This is a genomic window from Clostridium paraputrificum AGR2156, assembly GCF_000424025.1.
GTDB classification, from domain to species: domain Bacteria; phylum Bacillota; class Clostridia; order Clostridiales; family Clostridiaceae; genus Clostridium; species Clostridium paraputrificum.
Window position 1 is genome coordinate 144,306 of sequence record NZ_AUJC01000009.1, and the last position, 20,511, is coordinate 164,816.

The following is a 20,511-nucleotide window of genomic DNA, read 5'->3' on the forward strand; positions in this document are numbered from 1 at the left end:
TAAAACGTTGTTTAAACAACTCTTTGTTTTAAGGATATTTGTATATGTTTTGTTTTTGTTTAAACATATTCATTCAAATTTTTAATGAGATAAAGTATAATATTAATATAAAGTTTTAAGGAGGCATTTCTTTGGCACAAGTAAAGTTTAAAAGCATCTATGAAAAACTAAGAAAAGATATTAAAAATGATGTATATAAAGATTCAATGATGTTACCTACAGAAATGGAATTAATAAAAGAATTCTCTTGTAGCCGTAATACCGTTCGTCGTGCAATTGATGAATTAAGTAGAGAAGGATTAGTTAAAAGCGTTAAAGGAAAAGGTGTTATTATTTTAGAAAACCATAACTCTATAGAATTTTCCATAAGTAGTCTGTCTGGTTTAAAAGAACAAAGTAGAAGAGATAATAAAACTTTTACTACTAGTGTTGCACACTTTTCCAAAATTTTAATTGATGAAGAATTATCTAAAAAAACATCTTTAAAGGAAGGTACGGAAGTTTATCATCTACATAGAATTAGATATGTTGACAACGAGGCTATGATTCTTGATATAAACTACTTTGACATTGATGTAGTTAAAGACCTTACTGTTGAAATAGCTCAGGATTCCATTTATGAATATATAGAATCTAAACTTAGTACTAAAATACTAACCTCAAGAAAAGTAATTGTTGTTGAAAAATCTACTGAACTAGATAAAAGATTTTTAGACCTTGGTTCCTATGATTGTGTGGCTGTTATAAGGAATTATGTCTATACCGATGCAGGAAAACTCTTTGAATATACAGAGTCTAGGCATAGACCTGATAAATTCATATTCGTTGAGTCTGATTCTAAAAGGTATAAAACAAATATATAACAAAACCTCAGGCTTATTAAGCCTGGGGTTTACATAGTATTCATATCTTTAACTATTTCATTTATACAGTCTTCAGCTTGAGGATAATATCCACATTTATCTATAAATGCATGATCCATACCTTTATATCTTATTCCCTTAGCTTTTACTCCAGAATCAATTAACTTCTTTAAATAAGCTTCTCCTTGAACTCTTAGAAAATCATATTCAGCAGTAATAACCAAAGTCTCCGGTAAACCTCTCAGATTACTTAATAATGGAGATACCTCAACATTATCCTCGCTAACTTTACCCTGTAAATATAACTTCTTAATTATATCCATAGTATTTTCTAAACTCCTTATTGTTCTTTCCATAAGCTTATTATCACTACGTATATCATACTTATCTATATCCCAACTATAATATGAATCTTCTTTATCTGATAAGGTAACTACAGGATATAATAACGCTACATATTTAATCATATTGGTTTTTAAATTTCTATCTCTAATTGAGCAAACCGTCGCAATATTACCACCAGCACTATCTCCTGAGATTGCAATCTTGTTTTTATCTATATTAAATTCACCTGGATTATTATATACGTACATCAATACATCAAAACAATCATCTAGACCACATGGGAATGGATTTTCAGGTGCTAATCTATAATTTATAGAAATAACTACTGCGTTAGCTTTATCAGCAATTAATTTACATGGATTCTCTACAACATCTACATCGCCACCAAAAAAGCCCCCTCCATGTATAAATATCATACATTTCATATTTCTATAATGTGTTACTGGTGAATATATTCTAATATCAATATTTCTATCTCCTAAGTCAATACTTTTTGTTCTCGCTACAACATCTTTTGAAATATCAATATTCGGCCATCCCATTCCTAACCTCATTTCCCCTACAGGTACTCCATCAAAAATATATTGATTAGGAATAATGTATCTCCTTTTTGGTTTTAACTTTTCATTGTATACCCTTGGGTCCAGTACCCCTTCTTTACTTGAATCTGGGATACTCTTAATTAAAATATCTATATCATCAGTATTAACTATATTCCCATTATTTGATAATATATTTACTAAATTTTTATAATTAGTATTTTTCATTTATGCTTCCTCTCAAATATTATGTTAAATCCACTTGTTCGCCGCCTTTAATCTCATATATCTCTCCATTAACACTTATCCATACTGTTTGTATTGAAGGATTATAAACAAATGAACTATCCATTGAAAATCTTAAATTTTTAAATGCATTCATATAGTCTACAATTTCAATATTTGTAGCATACCAAATATCATCTCTATTGCCTATCTTCTCACAGAACTCTTCTATAAGCTCCCAATTATCATCTCTATTGAATTCATAACTATGTCCCCAAACATAAAATAGGTATAGTAATTGACTTCTATTTAACTCAATGAATTCATCTGTTAATTCTAATAATCCATTATTGTGATGACATGTTGCTTTCCATTCATATAAATCTGTAGGTAATTCAAAACTTCTCGTTTCCTCAACTACTCTAGAATATTCTATACCAACATGAGGTAACATATTCTTAATTTCTTCACTATATGACCCATTAGGGTATGACATTCCCCTTACAGGATATCTTACTATCTCCTCAAGCCCTCTTCTATCTTCTACAACTTCATTTACTACGTGTGGCATAGGGCACCTTGCTACAGTTGGATGTGTCATAGTATGAGCTGATACTTCATGACCTGTATAAACATCTACTATTTCACCTCTTGGAATCCTATACCCATACTTATCATTAGGCACTTGATTATCAATATCTATTAGACCTGCATTTAAATGGAATGTTCCTTTAATTCCATGCTTATTAAATAATTTTATAAGTCTTTTATCAGCTTCTCTTCCATCATCATAACTCATTGTTAATGCTTTAAATTTCCCTCCTGGGAAGCAAATATAAATAGTCTTCATAGTTTCAATCCCCTCTTCTTCTATTTTAATCAAATATTAATATAAAGGAAAAACATAGTCAATAAAAATCAAAAAATTTGTTTAAACAAATTTTATTTTTTCAAAAAAGCTGCTTCTTAAATAAAGAAACAGCTTCATTTTGCTAAACTATTAATCTCCAAAGTTGAGTTGTTATAAAACAAACTACTATTCCTGCTATAGTTGGAATTAGGAATGATAGTATAGTCCATTTCCAACTCTTTGTTTCCTTCTTGATTGTCCATAATGTTGTTCCACAAGGATAGTGCATAAGACAAATAATCATCATATTAATAGCTGTTAACAGTGTCCATCCATTAGCAACTAATAACTCTTTTAACGCAATCATACTATCAAACTCTAACATTGTAGTCGCTCTCATATAGCTCATTATAATTATAGGCATAACTATTTCATTTGCAGGTAATCCTAATATAAATGCCATTAAAATGTAACCATCTAATCCTATTGCATTAGCAAATGGTTGTAGAAAATCTGCACAATAAGCTAATAAGCTTACTTCTCCTACAGGGACGTTAGCAAAAACCCATATAACTATACCAGCAGGTGCTGCTACTGCCACAGCTCGTCCAAGTACATATAATGTTCTATCTAATAATGATCTAACAAGAACCTTACCTATTTGAGGTCTTCTATATGGAGGTAACTCTAATATAAAGTTTGATGGTACTCCTTTTAAAACAGTCTTTGATAAAATCTTAGATGTTATAAGTGTCATAAATACACCCACTATTATAACTGCTGTTACAGCTAACGCAGATACAAGACTACCTGTAAAGCCACCAATTACAGAACCACCTATAAATAAAGAAGCTATTGTTATCAAAGTAGGAAACCTTCCATTACAAGGCATAAAAACATTAGTTAATATAGCTATTAATCTTTCTCTTGGAGAATTAATTATTCTACATCCTATTACCCCAGCCGCATTACATCCTAAACCCATACACATAGTTAGGGCCTGTTTACCACAAGAACAGCACTTTTTAAAACATTTGTCTAAGTTAAAAGCTATTCTTGGTAAATATCCTAAGTCTTCAAGTAAGGTAAACATAGGGAAAAATATAGCCATTGGAGGTAACATAACAGATATTACCCAGGCTAAAGTAACATATATTCCATCCATCAAAACACTACTAATCCATGCAGGTATAAAACTATCTACAAGTACTCCCCTTAACCAAACCTCAATATTCCCAAACATGTTTGATAATAATTGTGATGGATAATTTGCAAGAGTTATGGTAATCCAAAGAACTATTAATAGTAAAAGTATCATTATAGGAATTCCAGTAACCTTAGATACAAGTAATTTATCTACCTTCTTATGGAATTCATTATATTTATCTTTTTTCTTTACTACATCCTTTGCAACTTCTTCTGCATCCCTAACTAATGTTTCTACTATCTCATCTTCTATAGACTTTTCAATGTTTACCTCTTTTCTTATTTTGTTCACTTTATCTATAGAATTATTGCTAATATTAAACTTTTTAACTAATGAGCATACTATCCCCTCATTATTCTCTAATAACCTAACAGATGCCCACCTTAACTTTTTCTTATCATTAGACAAATTTTCATTATTAGATAGAACAGCTTGTATATTTTCTATTGCTTCTTCAATTGTTTCTTTATACTTCACAAGAGAATAAGTATCTCTTTTCTTATTTATTTCTTCTAATACTTTCTTCTTTAGTTCATCTATTCCTTCATTTTGCCTAGCTGCTGTAACAACAACACAAGTATTAAGCTCCGTAGCTAATTTTCTTTCATCAATTGATATGCCTTGTTTTTTAGCCTCATCTATTAAATTAACACAAAGTATAACCTTTTCTGTTATTTCAGATATCTGATAAAATAAATTTAAGTTTCTTTCTAAAGATGTAGCATCTGCTACCACTACAACTAAATCAGGATTTTCAAAACATATATAATCCCTTGCAATCTCTTCTTCTTCAGAATTAGATAACAACGAATAAGTTCCTGGTAAATCTACCACCTTAATTTTTTCTCCATTAACTTGGAATATACCTTCAGCATTCTCTACAGTCTTCCCAGGCCAGTTTCCTGTGTGTTGATTTAAACCTGTTAATGCATTAAAAACTGTACTTTTACCTACATTAGGATTACCAGCCAGCCCTATTCTGTACTTATAATCACCACTAGCTTTTCTATTTTCTCCTGATAGAACTCCAATACCTGTTGAATTTTTACTTAAGCCCATGTCTCCTCCTACTTATAACTTACTACCTGAATCTTTTCACTATCTTCTCCCCTTAATGCTATTAAGGTTCCTCTTATTAGATAAGCTGTTGGGTCACCAAATGGTCCTCTATACATGACATCTATTTCGGTTCCCTCAATTATCCCCAAATCAAAAAATCTTCTCCTAAGTTCTCCCTCCGCATCTATACCTACAACCTTAACAGTTGAAGCTAAATCTGCATTTACTAGATTCATAATATTTTCTCCCTTCGTTTAATTTTAGATATAGACTTATTTATATATTTATCCCTATTCTTAAACTATGACAGATTAATATATATTGTGTCTTTTATCATCATAAATTTTTATATTACGATTAATTATAAGAAAGAGGTTGGTACTTAAATTTACCAACCTCTTTCTTATTCAAAAATAGAATTTAAAATTTCATCTTTATATAATAGTTCTTTTGCCTCTTTTCTATATTCTTCTTCATGAATAAATGTATGTCTATTGGGTTTTATGCTTGGTGCAATATCAATGGCATTTTCAAAATCTTCTCTTTTAATTTTCAATGTTTTTACATAATCCCAAAATCCTGTAGTAGTTAATACTTCATTAACCCTTTTATATCTATGTTCTTGAACTTTACTCATAATATATGTAGCAATTCCAACCTGTACTCCATGAAGTTGTGGCTCATCTAATATCTTATCTAAAGCATGAGAAATTAAATGCTCACTACCACTAGTTGGAGAACTATTTCCAGCTATCTCATTGGCTATTCCACTCATAGCAAGGGAATCTACTAACTCTTTTAAAAACAAGTCATCTTTTATAGATTCAAATGGAGTTCTAATAAAACTATTTACTGCCTTTTTAGCTATCATTAATGCAAAATCATCTAATTCACCTACACCTTTATCAGCTTCATAAATCCAATCATATAAAGCTGTTATCTTAGAAATCAAATCACCTATTCCTGAATAAATAAATTTTTCGGGTGCACTTTTTATTACATCTAAATCAACTACTATTCCATAAGCTAACCTTGCTGGCACTGAGGTCCTCTTACCATCTACAAGTAATGATGCACTAGAACTTGAAAAACCATCACTAGATGATGATGTTGGTACACTTATAAATGGTATTTTTCTTAGGAAACCAACATACTTTGCCACATCAATTACCTTTCCTCCTCCAATACCTATAACTGCATCTGTATTATTAGATATTGAAAAGGCTAGTCTTGTAATATCCTCAATATCGGTAGTATCTAGTTCTTCATGATGCAAAAGCTCTATATCTTCTTTTTCTAATGACTCAAATACCATATTTCCAAACAATTCAATAAGACCATTACCAAAAAATATACACACTCTATTAAAATTATTTTCACTTAAAAATTTACCCAAATATCCTAAAGTACCTCTCCCAACCTTTAAGAAAGCTGGTATAGAAATACTATGTGACTTTACCTTCATTATTCTATTACCCTCTTTTCAATCAAACTTTTTTCTATATCACTATAATCACTCATAGGTATGAAATTCACACATTCTTCTTGCAACATTCCTTGAAGATTTCCCTTTGCAAAGCATATATCTGCTAACTTACATGGTGGAATATCTGGTGCACTATCTCCAGCATAATAAACATATGAATATTTATGTTTTAAATCCGCAACAACTTTTCCTTTATCTATTCCATACACCTCAGAATAATATGGATTGTTTTTATCTATCTTTAAATGAATACCTCTATCCTTATATTCCCCTGGATTAGAATAAACTTTAATATTTGACAGCCCTTTTTTCTTAAGTAATCTATCTATATAATAACTAGTTCCTGCACTTAAAATAATAAAATCTCCACCAGCTTCTCTTATCTTTTGAATTACTTTATCTGCATTTTTATCCCATTCAATTTTTAATATGTCTTCTAATATTTCATCTTCATCTCTATTAATTGAACTATAAATCTTATGTAAAAAATCCTTATCTTTATATTTACTCTTACGCCATGCTTTGTATAACTCTTTTCCCTCTTCACCTAAGTATTCATCTATTATCATTTGATAAAAATCTTTATGAGTTAACGTCCCATCAAAATCTGATATAAAAGCAAACTTCTTATGCTCCATAATCTATGACCTCCTAAGCTGTTTATCTTAGTTTTCCTTAGTTATCTCTCTTTATACTAGTTTGTATATTCATTATAACTTAAATATCTAATAAAAGATGTTTTGAAGATTATAAAAAAGGTTAGCTACTTAAAAAATAACTAACCTATAACTGTAATTTATTTAACTCCAAATTTAGTATATTTAACAAAGAACTCAATATATTTAATAATCCAATTACTTAAGCTCGGATATTGCTCTTTTATTACTTTCTTAATATCTTCTATAGAAGTATCTAATGGAATTTTTGTTAATCCTTCAGTAGTATTACCTATAGCTACGGTTCCTTTTGCATAATCTCCTATAGCTACATCTGTTGCTATAGCTGCTGCCCCAATTGAGTATTTCCCTATAGATAGTGCACCAAGTGAAAATATTCCAATAGATATAGCTCCAACAGAGAAAACTCCTATAGATATAGCCCCAATAGCTAAAAGTAATGCTATTGATATAGCTGCTAGACTAATTATACCTATAGACATACAACCAAAGCTTAATACTCCTAAAGAAATAATACCTGCTGATACAATTCCATATGATATATTTCCTATAGCAACTATTCCTTTGGCTTTCTTAAATCCTTTGCCTATATTAATATGAATAAGCGGTAAGCCAAGTAATGTCCTTTTGCTCTTATATTCATATTCTAATCTTCCTCCGTGAAGATTTATAATAACTTGAGTTGATTTAGTATCATTGTCTATTATATTAACCTTTGAATCCTTATCATCTGTTTCTTGTAACATATCATACTCATCACCATCTTTAACTAAACTATCAATAGTAACATTATATATTTCTGATAATATTATTAATTTCTTTAAATCTGGTACTGATTGTCCAGACTCCCACTTTGAAATTGATTGTCTTGATATCCCTAATCTTTCTGCCAATTCTTCTTGAGACATTCCGGTTTTACTTCTTAATAATTGCAACTTTTCACTTATTTGCATTTTCCTCACCTCCATGAAAAATTATAAAAATTTTTCATACAAACCTCTACCAACTAGCATTTTCTTTTTGTCAACTACCAGTTGCACCTGTGTATTTTCAACAGATTTATTCTAAAATCATTTTTACGTGAGGTATATCAACTTCTTCATATACATCAGAAATCACTTTAAAACCTACTTTTTCATAAAGCTCTTTAGCGTATAACTGAGCAGATAAAGTGATCTTATTCTCTTTTAATTCCTTCTGTATAAATTCAATACTTCTCTTCATTAATTCGGATGCAATGCCTTTTCTTCTATATTCATTTAATACTAAAACTCTTCCTATAGCTGCAGTATCATATGTTATTCCACTAGGAATTAATCTAGCATAAGCAACTATCTTCCCTTCATCTTCTAAAAATATATGAAATACCTTTTTATCAACATCATCAAAATCATTCTCTTGATAAATTTTCTGTCCACACACAAACACTTCATACCTTACTTTACAAATTTCATATAATTCATCTAATGTTAAATCATAAAAGCTTTTTATCTTCCAGTTCATACTTATATATTCTCCTCTATCTACCTTATATTCATATTTAAAAAAACATATAAATATAAGAAGCCACCTTAGTAGCTTCTTAAAATTTATCTTATTTGTCCATTACCATAAATAATATACTTTGTAGTTGTTAATTCAGTTAATCCCATTGGCCCTCTAGCATGTAGCTTTTGAGTACTTATTCCAATTTCAGCTCCAAACCCAAACTCACTTCCATCAGTAAATCTTGTTGATGCATTAACATATACAGCAGCAGCGTCTACTCTTTGTAAAAATCTTTGAGAATTATCATAGCTCTTAGTAATTATTGCTTCTGAATGTCCAGAACCATACTTATTTATGTGTGAAATAGCTTCATCCACATCTTTAACTACCTTAACTCCAATAATATAATCAAGATATTCTTTTCCCCAATCTTCTTCAGTTGCTGCCTCAACATCTTCTATTATATTTCTAACCTTTTCATCACCTATCACTTTTACGTTCTTTTCTCTTAATACATTAATAATCATAGGTATAAATTTATCAGCAACCTTTTCACTTACTAAAAGCTTTTCTTCTGCATTACAAACAGCAGGTCTACTAGTCTTTGCATTTATAACTATATTTTTAGCCATTTCTAAATCTGCATCACAATCAACATAAACATGACAGTTTCCTGTTCCAGTTTCAATAACTGGTACTGTGGCACTCTTTACTACAGCTTGTATAAGACCTGCACCTCCTCTTGGTATAAGCACATCTATATATTCATTTAATCTCATCATTTCTGTAGCAACTTCTCTACTTGTATCTTCTACTAACTGTAATGAATACTCTGGAAGCCCAGCTTCCTTTATCCCTTCCACTAAAGCTTTAACTATTGCCATATTAGAATTTATAGCTTCACTTCCACCTCTTAATATAACTGCATTACCAGTCTTTAAACATAAACCTGCTGCATCACAAGTAACATTAGGTCTAGCCTCATATATAATCCCTATTACCCCCATAGGAACTCTTTGTTTACCTATTTGTAATCCATTTGGCCTCCTCCACATTGAAGTAACTTCTCCAACTGGATCTGCTAATGATACTACTTGTCTTAATCCATCTGCCATATCAGCTAATCTTTTTTCATCTAGCTTTAGTCTATCTAACATAGCTTTAGTAGTACCTTTTTCAATAGCTTTTTCTAAATCCTTCTTATTTTCTCTTAAGATATTATCCTTATTTTCTAGCAACTTTTCAGCCATCTTAAGTAAAGCTTCATTCTTTTGTGTTGTAGTTGCATTCATAAGTTCATATGATGCTTCTTTTGCTCTTTGTCCTTTTAAAATTAATTTACCCATTCTTTGCCCCCTTATATTATTTTTTTCCTAAAAATAAAGTACCAACATTTTTACCTGCCAATATATCTAGTAATATATTAGGATTACTTCCATTCGCTAATACCATATTAACTCCAGCATCTGCAGACACTTTCGCTGCCATTAACTTAGTAATCATTCCTCCAGTTCCTAAGTTAGACCCAGCCCCACCAGCACATTCTTCTAATTCAGGAGTAACTTCTTCTACTACTTCTAGCATTTTTGCCTCTTTATTGCTTCTTGGGTCTGAATCATAAAATCCATCTATATCAGATAATATAACTAAAAGATCTGCTTTTACTAAACTTGCAACTATTGCAGATAAATTATCATTATCACCAAATCTAACTATATTTTCAATTTCATCTATAGAAACAGTATCATTTTCATTTACTATCGGAATTATTCCATTTTCTAGCAAAGTTTCAAATGTGTTGCATACATTTTCTCTTATATGGTCATCCTCAACAACATCTCTAGTAAGTAAAACCTGTCCTACAACATGGCTATATTCTCCAAAGAACTTACTATATATATGCATTAATTCACATTGTCCTACAGCTGCTACTGCTTGTTTTTCTCTTATAGTTTTGGGCTTTTCTTTTAACTTTAATTTGCTTACTCCAACTCCAATTGCACCAGATGTAACAAGTACAACTTCATTACCTGAATTTATCATATCAGATAGTATTCTTGTTAATTTTTCAATTCTTGTCAGATTAATATTTCCATTTTCATAAGTTAGCGTTGAAGTTCCTACTTTAACTACTACCCTTTTTACTTCTTTTAATTGTTTACGAAAGCCCATTTCTACATCCCCTTAATATCTTATTTATAATATTTATATTACTATACCTTTTTTATCTTATCAATAAAAGGGATCTTTACATCCTTACTTTCTATAAAAGTCTTTATTATTAATTTTAATAAAGAATATATTGGTACTATACAAAATGCAACTAATGGTCCTCCTATTGCTGCTCCTCCTACTACTAAAAATATATCAGTAATTGGATGTATATTCATTGTTTTTCCCATTATAAATGGAACAACTACTCTTCCCTTCAATGTTTGAGCTATTATAAATAACAATGTTAATTTTATCAACATGTTAAACCCTATTATTGTTGCAACTATATATGGGATTATCATAGAAATAAAAAATCCTACAAATGGAATAAAAGCTAGTATGAATGTAGTAAATGCTAATAATAATGCACTAGGCATACCTATTATTACATAACCAATGAAAACCATAGTGGCTAAAGATAATGCTACTATAGCCTGACCTATTATATATGTAGATAGAACATCATCACATTTAGGTAATAATTTTTCAACAGTATCTTTATATTTTTCTGGGCAATATTTTAAAACAATATTTTTAAAATTATGACCGTCTCTTAATAAAAAGAATGTAATTAATATAGTTAATAACACATTAGAAAATAACATCATTCCTTTATCAAATATATCTTTAGCATTTGTAACTAATAATGAAATATAATTTATTATTCCAGTGCATAATGAACTTATTGATGATTGTATACTATCATCATTTATAACCTCATTAGTAAATTCAGCTATTTGATTTCTATCTATATAGGTTAGTATTAATGATTTAAGTTGTACTAACTGAACTACAAGGTATTCTCCAAAGTATCTAATAACAGCTGCTAATATAAATGCTGTTATTGATAATGTTAATAAGGCCGCCTTTGAAGTTTTCATTCCCTTTTTTACAAATATATCATTCAATGGTTTTAGAATATAAAAAAGAAATACCCCAAATATTATAGGTGCTACTATTACCAATAATATAACCTCTAAAAATTCATGTATTATGCTAAATTTACCCAACATATATAACAAAAATATTGTTAAATTAGCTATAATTAAATTGTTAATAACTTTCTTTTTATCCATAATAAACTCTCCTTTATTATGGTTAGTTTATCCACAAAATAATTAAAAATTCTATTTATGAGGTATTTATATGAAAAACTTATTTGTTCATGATCTTACAATTTCTAATAGACAAGATATGATTAAAATAATAAAGTTAATAAGAAAAGATATTAAGGAAAGTTAAATAAGCGTGGTATAGTTATAGTATTTTGTCCTCATACTACGGCAGGGATAACAATAAATGAAAATACTGATTCTGATGTAGTTAGAGATTTAATTTATGGATTTGAAAAAGCTTATCCTACTATTAATAAAAATTATAAACACTTTGAAGGAAATTCTCATACCCACTTAAAATTATTAGCTATTGGTGCTTCTCAATATTTAATCTTAAGTAATGGCGAATTAATCTTAGGATCTTGTCAAGATGTTTACTTTTGTGAATATGATGGTTCAAGAAAGCGTAAGCTTTATGTGAAAATAATTTTAGACTAAACTAAAAGGAGTTTAGATAATTACCTAAACTCCTCTTAATATTAATAGAAATTTTAATACAGAATAATACTGGGGATAGTATTATTTCATGAGTCTAAAGTTATAAAAAGTTAATTAATATCGGCAAGTTTCTTTCTTTAAATAACTTTAGCTTGATGGCTTAATTTAGCTATCTTTATTTAAATTTTAATATATATATTTTTCAATATAAACCTCAAAATCTAAACATTGTACCCATACAGTTCTATATTTCTTCTCCATTTGATTTAATTACATTTTTATACCAGAAAAAGCTTTTCTTCCTTATTCTTCTTAAATCCTTTAAATCAAACTCATCTCTATTTACATATATAAAACCATATCTCTTTTTAAAGCCTTGGTGTGTGCTAATTAAATCTATAGCAGACCATGGACAATAACCTAACAACTCTACACCATCAGTTATAGCAAGTTTTGCTTGCTCTATATGCTTTCTTAAATAATCAATTCTATAATCATCGTTTATAGTATCACCATCTTCTAAGTTATCATAAGCTCCTAAACCATTTTCAGTTACTATTAATGGTAAGTTGTATCTTCCATATATCTCTCTTAATGTTGTTCTAAATCCTACTGGATCTATCTCCCATCCAAATTCAGTTTTCTCTAAGAAATCATTGTGCGCTCCATTAAATACCCCTAAATCTCCTGTAGCAATTTGCTGATCTCCACCGATAAACTTACCTTCTGAATCATCAATTTTGCTTTCTTTAACTGTAGCTGTACTATAGTAATTAAATGCTATGAAGTCAGGGTCTCCCCCCTTCAATATTTCCATATCTCCATCTTCTATTTTAGGTTCAATTCCCTTTTCCTTCATATAGCTCCATGCTATTGCATTGTATCTTCCATATACAGCCATATCTAAGTATAGCCAGTTTCTTATTGCATTAAAGTTTTGAGCGGCTAGTACATCTTCTGGTTTTGGTGATGCCGGATATATAGCACTTATATTTGGTGCAGGTCCTATCTTACCATCTTCAACCATTTTATGACATAGTTTCATAGTCATAGCTTGCGCAAGCATCATATGATGATTTTGTTGATATAATTCCTTTTGTATATCTTCGCACCCTTCATTTACTGTACCTATTGCTGCTCCATGTAAAATCATCATATTTTGTTCATTTATTGTTAGCCAATACTTAACCCTATCTCCAAAATTCTCAAATATTACCCTTGCATATTCCACAAAAGCATCTACTGTCTCTCTATTAGACCATCCACCTCTTTGTTGCAGTACATCTGGTAAATCAAAATGATACATTGTTACTAATGGCTCTATATTATACTTCTTAAGCTCATCAATTAAATTATTATAAAATTCTATACCCTTTTCATTAACTTCCCCGGTTCCATTTGGAATAATTCTTGTCCATGATATTGAAAATCTATAAGTTTTAAAGCCCATTTCTGCAAATAGTGCTATATCTTCTTTATAGTGGTGATAATGGTCACTTGATACCTTAAAATCAGCTGTTCCTTCTGGTAACACCTTAGTATCCTGCACTGATGCTCCTTTTCCGTCTTTATTATAAGCACCTTCTACTTGATAGGCTGATGTAGATGCCCCCCATAAAAAATTCTTTGGAAACTTATTCTCAACTTTATGATACATATTTTATACCTCCTAGTTTTTCCCTTTATGCTTTCATTCTAATTCATGTTTAATCTGATTTACATATCTATTTCCTAACTCTGTACCCAAACAGTTTTTTTATAAAAAAAAGCTTGCTAACAAAGCAAGCTTTTATTTATTCTACTAAATTCATAAATCCCTTTCCTAAAACTTCAGTTGTAGCATTAACTGTTATAAATGCTTCTGGATCTTCTTTCTTTATAAATTGTTTTAATTGTATAAATTGTCTTCTACTTAAAATGGTCAATATAATAGTATTTTCTCTTCCTGTATATCCACCCTTTCCTTTAAATACAGTACAACCTCTATCTACATCTTTATTGATATACTCTACAACTGTTTGTTCTTTTTGAGTAAAAATAAGTACTTGTTTACAAGAATTAAAACCATCTATAAATTTATCTATTAATGTACCAATTAGGTAAACACTTAATAACCCAAATAGCCCTAACTCCATCCCAAATGTATACATAGCAAGTAATATTACTATGGAATCAGATATAAGCTGCCCCATACCATATCCAATATGAAAATACTTACTTAGTAACTTAGCAATTATACTAGTTCCACCTGTGGATGCATCCTGAGTAAACATTATAGCTGTTCCCATAGCTAATAATGCACTACCAAAAATAGTTGCAAGCACTAAGTTATTTGTTAATGCAAATGATATTCCTGATTTTTCAGTTATTGAAAGTATTGCTGAAAGACCAAAGGCAGCATAAATACTCTTTATACCAAATTCTCCACCAATAAATATAAATGCAACACCAAATAATATTACATTTGCAACAAACATAATAATTCCTGACTCTATTCCAGTTATATCATGTAACACTAAAGCTAACCCTGATACTCCACCACATGCTATATTATTAGGAAAAAAGAAAAATATAAATGAAGCTACCACTAATAATACTCCAAATGTTATAATTGTGTACTCTTTTACCTTCTTCATCTTGTTCCCCCTATTATGTATTTATCTACAATATATATTAACACAATAGTCTCCATCTTATAAATTAGTATATAACAATTTAATTTTTTAATATAAGAATTAAATATTTCTAAATTCCTAATTCTTTATATATGGCTTTTGCTACTCCACTATTATCATTAGTATCTGTTATATTTTTTGCAATCTCTTTTATCTCTGGAATAGCATTTTCCATAGCATATGCTTTCTTAAACTCAGTAAACAATGAATAATCATTGAAACTATCTCCAAAAGCTATAACTTCTTCATTTTTTACTCCCATCTTTTCGGTAACTTTTTTTAATATGTAACCTTTTTGAGCTCTTTCATCTGTTATTTCAATGTTCGTTATAAAAGATGATAATACGGCTAATCCTCCAATATCACTTAATTCACTCTTAGTTCTTTTAATAATCTCTATATCATTACTAAAGGTTATTATTTTTCTTACTTCTATATCACTTTCTATAAATTTATCAATATCATCTATATATTTAAGGCTCTTAAAATGATCATGATTCTTTGCTATTTCTAAGGCCTTATCATAATCTTGAACCTTTTCAAAATTCTGAACTCTATAAACCATTTCTTTTAAAGCTTCTTCTTTTGTATTTATAGTATAGGAACCATCACCAGTATATAATTCAACTATTAAATTTTCTTTGCGAAGAATATCTAGTATATCTTTTATTTTTCCTTTATTCATACTTATACTTTCAACAATTTCACCATTTTCATCTCTAAACTCTGCACCATTCATAAGAATATACTCACACTTTATTCCGTACTTATCCATGAAAGGTTTTACACTATCATACATTCTTCCTGTTGCTATAATAAAGTGTATTCCTAATTCTTTAGATTTTAATATAGCCTTTACATTTTCTTCTGTTATATCGTGCTGAGAATTTAATAATGTTCCATCCATATCTGACGCTATTACCTTTATCAACTTCATATCCTCCATTTTCATTAGCATTCCTTTAATATTATATCAGATGCTGTCTAGTACTATTATTTAATACTTTCACTACATCTTTTCGATAATTAATTCTTAATTTCTTTAATATTTCTACATAATTATTAAACTTTTTTGATTATTTATACTATCTTTTTTATAAAAAGTATAATAAAATATAATCATTGCATAATTATAAACTTAAAGGAGACAAAAATGAATAAAAATTCAAATATAAAAATTTCATCTTTTTTAAAATTTTTTATTCCTTCTATTATAGGTATATTACTTTTTATGACCCCTATAAATATAGGCGGTGAAGTTACTATACCAGTAGCATTTCTTTCTAACTATACAGTTAATTTAATTGGTGATATTCTTCCTTTAATTGCTGTATTACTTATTTCAATCTCAGCTTTAGGAAGTATTTTAGTAAAATTTATAAAACCTAAAAATAAAGTTTTAAATGAACTTTTTTCTGTTTCACCAATCTGGCTTTTTGCTAGAATAACTGGAATGATACTTGCTATAATGTCCTATTCTAAAATCGGACCTGAATTTATATGGTCTGAAAGTACTGGTTCTATGATTTTATTTGATTTACTACCAGTATTAACATCAATATTCTTATTTGCAGGTTTATTTCTTCCACTTCTACTTAATCATGGATTATTAGAATTTGTTGGTGCATTATTTACAAAAATAATGAGGCCTATATTTAAATTACCTGGAAGATCATCCATAGACTGTATTACTTCATGGTTAGGAGATGGAACAATAGGAATTCTTTTAACAAGTAAGCAATATGAAGAAGGATTTTATACTAAAAAGGAAGCAGCAATAATAGGTACTTCTTTTTCTGCAGTATCTATAACTTTTAGCTTAATGGTTATATCTCAAGTTGGGCTATCTCACATGTTTGTTCCTTTTTACATAACAGTTACTTTAGCTGGTATTATAGCGGCAATAATTATATCTAGAATACCTCCTCTTTCAAGAAAACCAGATACATACATTGATGGAAGTGCAAAAAAAGAGGATTTCGATTTAATTCCAGAAGGATACACTACATTCTCATGGGGATTACATAGTGCATTAAACAAGGCTGAAGAAAATGCTAGTATAACTAAAATTTTATTAGATGGATTTAAAAATGTTTTAGATATGTGGATAGGTGTTTTACCTGTTGTTATGGCTATGGGTGGAATTGCAGTTATGATTGCTGAGTATACAACATTCTTCCAACTTCTTGGTATGCCTTTTATTCCTCTTTTAGAATTACTAAGAATTCCTGAAGCCGTACAAGCTTCTCAAACATTAGTAGTTGGATTTGCTGATATGTTTATCCCATCAGTTTTAGCTTCTTCAATAGAAAGTGAAATGACTAGATTTATAATAGCTGCAACATCTGTAACTCAACTGATATACATGTCAGAAGTAGGAGGCTTATTACTAGGTTCCAAGATACCTGTTAACTTAAAAGACTTAATAATAATCTTTATTCAAAGAACTTTAGTTACCCTACCTATTATTACATTAATAGCAAACATAATCTTTTAAATAGAAATAAGCCAAGTAAAACTTGGCTTATTTTAATATTTATCAAATAATCCATTAATATCTACAAGTAAATACACTACCAGTGCTACTAATGCAAATTCATCCTTATTAATTCTTATACTAAGGTGATTATCGGTAAACTTATTTTTTTCATCTATATTAGCTATGACTAATCCATTCTTTAGTAATTCAAAACTTCTCTTATCTGTTACTGTTTTACTTACTGTAAAATCTCCAAATATCCCTCTTATATTCATACTTGTAAAGTAAAAACTTTTAAATATATTAAAAATTTTTCTTTCTTTATCATCAGATACACTATATTTAGGGGATTCAAAATCATTAACACAACATGTAGTAAGTATTAATTCATTATTTTCTAAATCGAATAACTCAAATTTATTATTATCATCATCACTAACACAGTAATAAAATAAACTCTTTCCACTATCATCTTTTATATTATATCTACTTTTATTTTTATAAGTAGGATCCATAATATAATAATTACACCCCATACCTTTTCTCTCCACACTTTATAACTTTAATAACCTGAATCTATTGTATGCACACATAATCTCCTGACGTCTTGGTTTTGATAATCTTCCGTTTCCACCAGCAATTTTATTTACTTTTATTAGTCCATTCTTATCTATATAATTCATAATATTATCTACTACTTCTCTAAGTGTTAGCTTATTATCTATAATATTATCTTCAGCCCACTTAAGTATCTCTCCTATTGCATATACCTGTTCACTATCTACTAATTGTTCTACCAACTTAAGGTCTATATTCTCCTTATTAATACTTAGCCCATCAGTTCCAAGTCCTTTAACTTTTACTCCCTTAGTTCCTCTTTCAATGCTCCCCTTTTTTACCACCCTATTAAAATCAATATTTATCTCAATGCTATTATTTTTTATTCTCTCTAGGATTTTACCACTACTTAGTTCCTTAGCTTCATTTGTAACAACCTTAGGCTCATAAGCTTCCATTTGTATAACATTATCCGCTATATCAAAATAATCTCCAGAGCTACCTACTACAATTATAGTTGATAACTCTATTTGTTCATATAATGCTTTAGCTACTTCAATAAAAGGAGTTATTGGTTCACTTTCTTTTGCTACTAATTTTTGCATTATATCATCTCTAATCATAAAATTAGTTGCTGATGTATCTTCATCAATTAAAATTAGCTTTGATCCAGACTCTATACTCTCAATAATATTGGCTGCTTGTGATGTACTTCCACTTGCATTATCACTTACAAAGTTCTTTGTATCCTTTTTATTAGGTAAGTTATTTATAAATAATGATATGTCATCCTTATGAATAACCCTTCCATCTTCTGCTCTTACTTTCATTGCAGAATCATTAGTTATTACAAATTCTCTTCCATCATCTTCAATATGATTATATACACCCAACTCTAATGCCTTTAATAAAGTAGATTTACCATGATAGCCTCCACCAACAATTAACGTTATTCCTTTAGGTATTCCCATCCCCTTAATTTCCCCTGAATTAGGAGTATTAAAACTTACCTCTAATTCCTTTGGCGAAATGAACTTAATCCCATTCTTAAGGGGCTTTGAAGATACTCCACTTTCTCTTGGTAATATTGAACCATTTCCTATAAAAGCAACCAACTCACGACCTTCTAATCTTTGCCTTATATATTGTTGATCTTCAACTAATTCTACTCTTTTCTTTAAAGCATCTTTATCAAGATTGTTATAAGTTATTGACTCATCTATTATCTTCGGAAGATAATCATATAATATCTTTTCTAATTCTCTAGCTAATACACTTCTCCCCCTTGCAGGAAATCCAACTTCTATTCTTACTTCTATTTTATCATTATCTATCAATATAGCTGTTCTATCTAATATTTCCTGAGTACACTTACTAATAGAAATTAATCCACTTTTTCCTGACCCAAAAACCTTTGAACTATACTTATTTATATTTTTGTAAAAAACTCTAACTAAAAAGTCTTGAACTGCAACCCTTTTATTATAGTTATCAAATAAGTTATTAGGTATTTGAGAATATTTTTGACTCATTATTACTCTAACTCTAGATGGGGATGCAAATGGATCTCCTTGAACATGATCTATAGCTAATTTATAATTATTGAAATCGTACATTCCTTCTAACGACTTATATGCCTTATAGCCTCTACCATCTATATCATAAAGCATTTTTCTTAATTCATTTAAGTTCTTCATTTATTTATCACCTTCTGCAAAATATTCATCTATCATCGCTTCTGCTACCCTTCTATACATATTACTCATTGAAACCATAGAACATATAAATAAGAACTTTTCTTCATACTCATTAAATTCTTCACTATCATCTATAATTCCTTTTACACAATCTATCTGTTTGTATATATTTCCCAAAAACTCTTCGTAATTAGAGTTATTTATATCTAAATATAACTTATACAGACTTCTTAAATCATATTCTTTATCTTCATCATACTTTTTTACTATATTATCAAATAAGTCTTTAATATCACTTATTGATAGAGACCCTTTTAAATCATATATCATACTCATCAATAATAAGTGTTCTTTAGAATACTTTTTATTTTTTATACTCATTAATAACTTTGCTTTAGCATAATTATTAATCATTGTTTTAGTTAATACCTTATCGCTATCCTTTCTTTTCGAGTTAGATAGCTTTTGTTCAAATATTTGAATTACCTGATCCATATACAAATCTATTTCTGGTATATCTTTCTCTTCTACTCTTTCAGTTAAAGCTAACTTCTTTATTATTTCATCAATGCTTGTTTCATTCATAGTAAATCTCC

At 29.2% G+C, this 20,511-nt stretch carries 19 protein-coding genes and 1 pseudogene; 3 read left to right on the forward strand and 17 right to left on the reverse strand.

Going from position 1 to position 20,511, the window contains the following annotated elements:
- Positions 1 to 131: 131 nt before the first annotated feature.
- Positions 132 to 863: a trehalose operon repressor gene (gene treR, locus G594_RS0110845; protein ID WP_027098607.1), complete on the forward strand. Its 732-nt coding sequence runs from the start codon at positions 132 to 134 to the stop codon at positions 861 to 863.
- 29 nt (positions 864 to 892) lie between these two features.
- On the opposite strand, the gene G594_RS0110850 is transcribed toward treR, so the two are convergent.
- The 11 genes from G594_RS0110850 to G594_RS0110900 form a co-directional block, all read right to left on the reverse strand.
- Positions 893 to 1,975, reverse strand: coding sequence for an alpha/beta hydrolase (locus G594_RS0110850; RefSeq protein WP_027098608.1), 1,083 nt, complete (start codon positions 1,973 to 1,975; stop codon positions 893 to 895).
- Between the two features lie 19 nt (positions 1,976 to 1,994).
- Complete coding sequence (locus G594_RS0110855; RefSeq protein WP_027098609.1) at positions 1,995 to 2,822, reverse strand: polysaccharide deacetylase family protein; 828 nt, start codon at positions 2,820 to 2,822, stop codon at positions 1,995 to 1,997.
- 142 nt (positions 2,823 to 2,964) lie between these two features.
- Positions 2,965 to 5,088 (reverse strand): ferrous iron transport protein B, encoded by a 2,124-nt coding sequence (gene feoB / locus G594_RS0110860; RefSeq protein ID WP_027098610.1) that lies wholly within the window; start codon positions 5,086 to 5,088, stop codon positions 2,965 to 2,967.
- Between the two features lie 8 nt (positions 5,089 to 5,096).
- Positions 5,097 to 5,324 (reverse strand): FeoA family protein, encoded by a 228-nt coding sequence (locus G594_RS0110865; protein ID WP_027098611.1) that lies wholly within the window; start codon positions 5,322 to 5,324, stop codon positions 5,097 to 5,099.
- Positions 5,325 to 5,491: 167 nt separating this feature from the next.
- A complete protein-coding gene (locus G594_RS0110870; protein ID WP_034866472.1) occupies positions 5,492 to 6,553 on the reverse strand; it encodes an iron-containing alcohol dehydrogenase family protein in 1,062 nt (353 codons plus the stop codon).
- A complete protein-coding gene (locus G594_RS0110875) occupies positions 6,553 to 7,212 on the reverse strand; it encodes an MtnX-like HAD-IB family phosphatase (protein ID WP_034866474.1) in 660 nt (219 codons plus the stop codon). Before G594_RS0110875 ends, G594_RS0110870 begins: the two co-directional genes overlap by 1 nt.
- 158 nt (positions 7,213 to 7,370) lie before the next feature.
- Positions 7,371 to 8,204, reverse strand: coding sequence for a helix-turn-helix domain-containing protein (locus G594_RS0110880; protein WP_027098614.1), 834 nt, complete (start codon positions 8,202 to 8,204; stop codon positions 7,371 to 7,373).
- A gap of 106 nt (positions 8,205 to 8,310) precedes the next feature.
- Positions 8,311 to 8,754 (reverse strand): GNAT family N-acetyltransferase, encoded by a 444-nt coding sequence (locus G594_RS0110885; protein WP_027098615.1) that lies wholly within the window; start codon positions 8,752 to 8,754, stop codon positions 8,311 to 8,313.
- Between the two features lie 86 nt (positions 8,755 to 8,840).
- Positions 8,841 to 10,085, reverse strand: a complete 1,245-nt coding sequence (locus G594_RS0110890; RefSeq protein WP_027098616.1) for a glutamate-5-semialdehyde dehydrogenase — start codon at positions 10,083 to 10,085, stop codon at positions 8,841 to 8,843.
- Between the two features lie 16 nt (positions 10,086 to 10,101).
- Entirely contained in the window at positions 10,102 to 10,911 is an 810-nt protein-coding gene (proB, locus tag G594_RS0110895) for a glutamate 5-kinase (protein ID WP_027098617.1), read from the reverse strand.
- A 41-nt stretch (positions 10,912 to 10,952) separates the two neighbouring features.
- Entirely contained in the window at positions 10,953 to 12,029 is a 1,077-nt protein-coding gene (locus tag G594_RS0110900) for an AI-2E family transporter (protein WP_027098618.1), read from the reverse strand.
- A 70-nt stretch (positions 12,030 to 12,099) separates the two neighbouring features.
- Between G594_RS0110900 and G594_RS19920 the strand changes: the two are divergent.
- Positions 12,100 to 12,506, forward strand: a pseudogene (locus G594_RS19920) (secondary thiamine-phosphate synthase enzyme YjbQ).
- A 244-nt stretch (positions 12,507 to 12,750) separates the two neighbouring features.
- Here the strand turns inward: G594_RS19920 and G594_RS0110910 are convergent.
- The 3 genes from G594_RS0110910 to G594_RS0110920 form a co-directional block, all read right to left on the reverse strand.
- A complete protein-coding gene (locus G594_RS0110910) occupies positions 12,751 to 14,163 on the reverse strand; it encodes a glycoside hydrolase family 1 protein (RefSeq protein WP_027098619.1) in 1,413 nt (470 codons plus the stop codon).
- 136 nt (positions 14,164 to 14,299) lie between these two features.
- Positions 14,300 to 15,142, reverse strand: coding sequence for a YitT family protein (locus G594_RS0110915; protein ID WP_027098620.1), 843 nt, complete (start codon positions 15,140 to 15,142; stop codon positions 14,300 to 14,302).
- Between the two features lie 109 nt (positions 15,143 to 15,251).
- Positions 15,252 to 16,112 (reverse strand): Cof-type HAD-IIB family hydrolase, encoded by an 861-nt coding sequence (locus G594_RS0110920; protein ID WP_027098621.1) that lies wholly within the window; start codon positions 16,110 to 16,112, stop codon positions 15,252 to 15,254.
- Between the two features lie 222 nt (positions 16,113 to 16,334).
- Between G594_RS0110920 and G594_RS0110925 the strand changes: the two genes are divergently transcribed.
- A complete protein-coding gene (locus G594_RS0110925) occupies positions 16,335 to 17,678 on the forward strand; it encodes a YjiH family protein (protein ID WP_034866476.1) in 1,344 nt (447 codons plus the stop codon).
- A 32-nt stretch (positions 17,679 to 17,710) separates the two neighbouring features.
- Here G594_RS0110925 and G594_RS0110930 read toward each other — a convergent pair whose 3' ends face one another.
- Genes G594_RS0110930 through G594_RS0110940 form a run of 3 tightly spaced genes read right to left on the reverse strand, consistent with a single transcriptional unit; the run spans position 17,711 to position 20,500 of the window.
- A complete protein-coding gene (locus G594_RS0110930) occupies positions 17,711 to 18,196 on the reverse strand; it encodes an LURP-one-related/scramblase family protein (RefSeq protein ID WP_027098623.1) in 486 nt (161 codons plus the stop codon).
- Between the two features lie 18 nt (positions 18,197 to 18,214).
- Positions 18,215 to 19,915, reverse strand: coding sequence for an ABC-ATPase domain-containing protein (locus G594_RS0110935; RefSeq protein ID WP_027098624.1), 1,701 nt, complete (start codon positions 19,913 to 19,915; stop codon positions 18,215 to 18,217).
- Complete coding sequence (locus G594_RS0110940) at positions 19,916 to 20,500, reverse strand: DUF1836 domain-containing protein (protein WP_027098625.1); 585 nt, start codon at positions 20,498 to 20,500, stop codon at positions 19,916 to 19,918.
- Between the last annotated feature and the right edge of the window lie 11 nt (positions 20,501 to 20,511).

Excerpts from the sequence above, each read along its gene's own strand:
- G594_RS0110890 (WP_027098616.1), bottom strand. The coding sequence starts at position 10,085 with ATGGGTAAATTAATTTTAAAAGGACAAAGAGCAAAAGAAGCATCATAT.
- G594_RS0110930 (WP_027098623.1), bottom strand. The coding sequence starts at position 18,196 with ATGGGGTGTAATTATTATATTATGGATCCTACTTATAAAAATAAAAGT.
- feoB (WP_027098610.1), bottom strand. The coding sequence starts at position 5,088 with ATGGGCTTAAGTAAAAATTCAACAGGTATTGGAGTTCTATCAGGAGAA.
- G594_RS0110885 (WP_027098615.1), bottom strand. The coding sequence starts at position 8,754 with ATGAACTGGAAGATAAAAAGCTTTTATGATTTAACATTAGATGAATTA.
- G594_RS0110865 (WP_027098611.1), bottom strand. The coding sequence starts at position 5,324 with ATGAATCTAGTAAATGCAGATTTAGCTTCAACTGTTAAGGTTGTAGGT.
- G594_RS0110875 (WP_034866474.1), bottom strand. The coding sequence starts at position 7,212 with ATGGAGCATAAGAAGTTTGCTTTTATATCAGATTTTGATGGGACGTTA.
- G594_RS0110870 (WP_034866472.1), bottom strand. The coding sequence starts at position 6,553 with ATGAAGGTAAAGTCACATAGTATTTCTATACCAGCTTTCTTAAAGGTT.
- G594_RS0110900 (WP_027098618.1), bottom strand. The coding sequence starts at position 12,029 with ATGGATAAAAAGAAAGTTATTAACAATTTAATTATAGCTAATTTAACA.
- G594_RS0110880 (WP_027098614.1), bottom strand. The coding sequence starts at position 8,204 with ATGCAAATAAGTGAAAAGTTGCAATTATTAAGAAGTAAAACCGGAATG.
- G594_RS0110915 (WP_027098620.1), bottom strand. The coding sequence starts at position 15,142 with ATGAAGAAGGTAAAAGAGTACACAATTATAACATTTGGAGTATTATTA.
- G594_RS0110850 (WP_027098608.1), bottom strand. The coding sequence starts at position 1,975 with ATGAAAAATACTAATTATAAAAATTTAGTAAATATATTATCAAATAAT.
- G594_RS0110925 (WP_034866476.1), top strand. The coding sequence starts at position 16,335 with ATGAATAAAAATTCAAATATAAAAATTTCATCTTTTTTAAAATTTTTT.
- G594_RS0110935 (WP_027098624.1), bottom strand. The coding sequence starts at position 19,915 with ATGAAGAACTTAAATGAATTAAGAAAAATGCTTTATGATATAGATGGT.
- G594_RS0110855 (WP_027098609.1), bottom strand. The coding sequence starts at position 2,822 with ATGAAGACTATTTATATTTGCTTCCCAGGAGGGAAATTTAAAGCATTA.
- proB (WP_027098617.1), bottom strand. The coding sequence starts at position 10,911 with ATGGGCTTTCGTAAACAATTAAAAGAAGTAAAAAGGGTAGTAGTTAAA.
- G594_RS0110940 (WP_027098625.1), bottom strand. The coding sequence starts at position 20,500 with ATGAATGAAACAAGCATTGATGAAATAATAAAGAAGTTAGCTTTAACT.
- G594_RS0110910 (WP_027098619.1), bottom strand. The coding sequence starts at position 14,163 with ATGTATCATAAAGTTGAGAATAAGTTTCCAAAGAATTTTTTATGGGGG.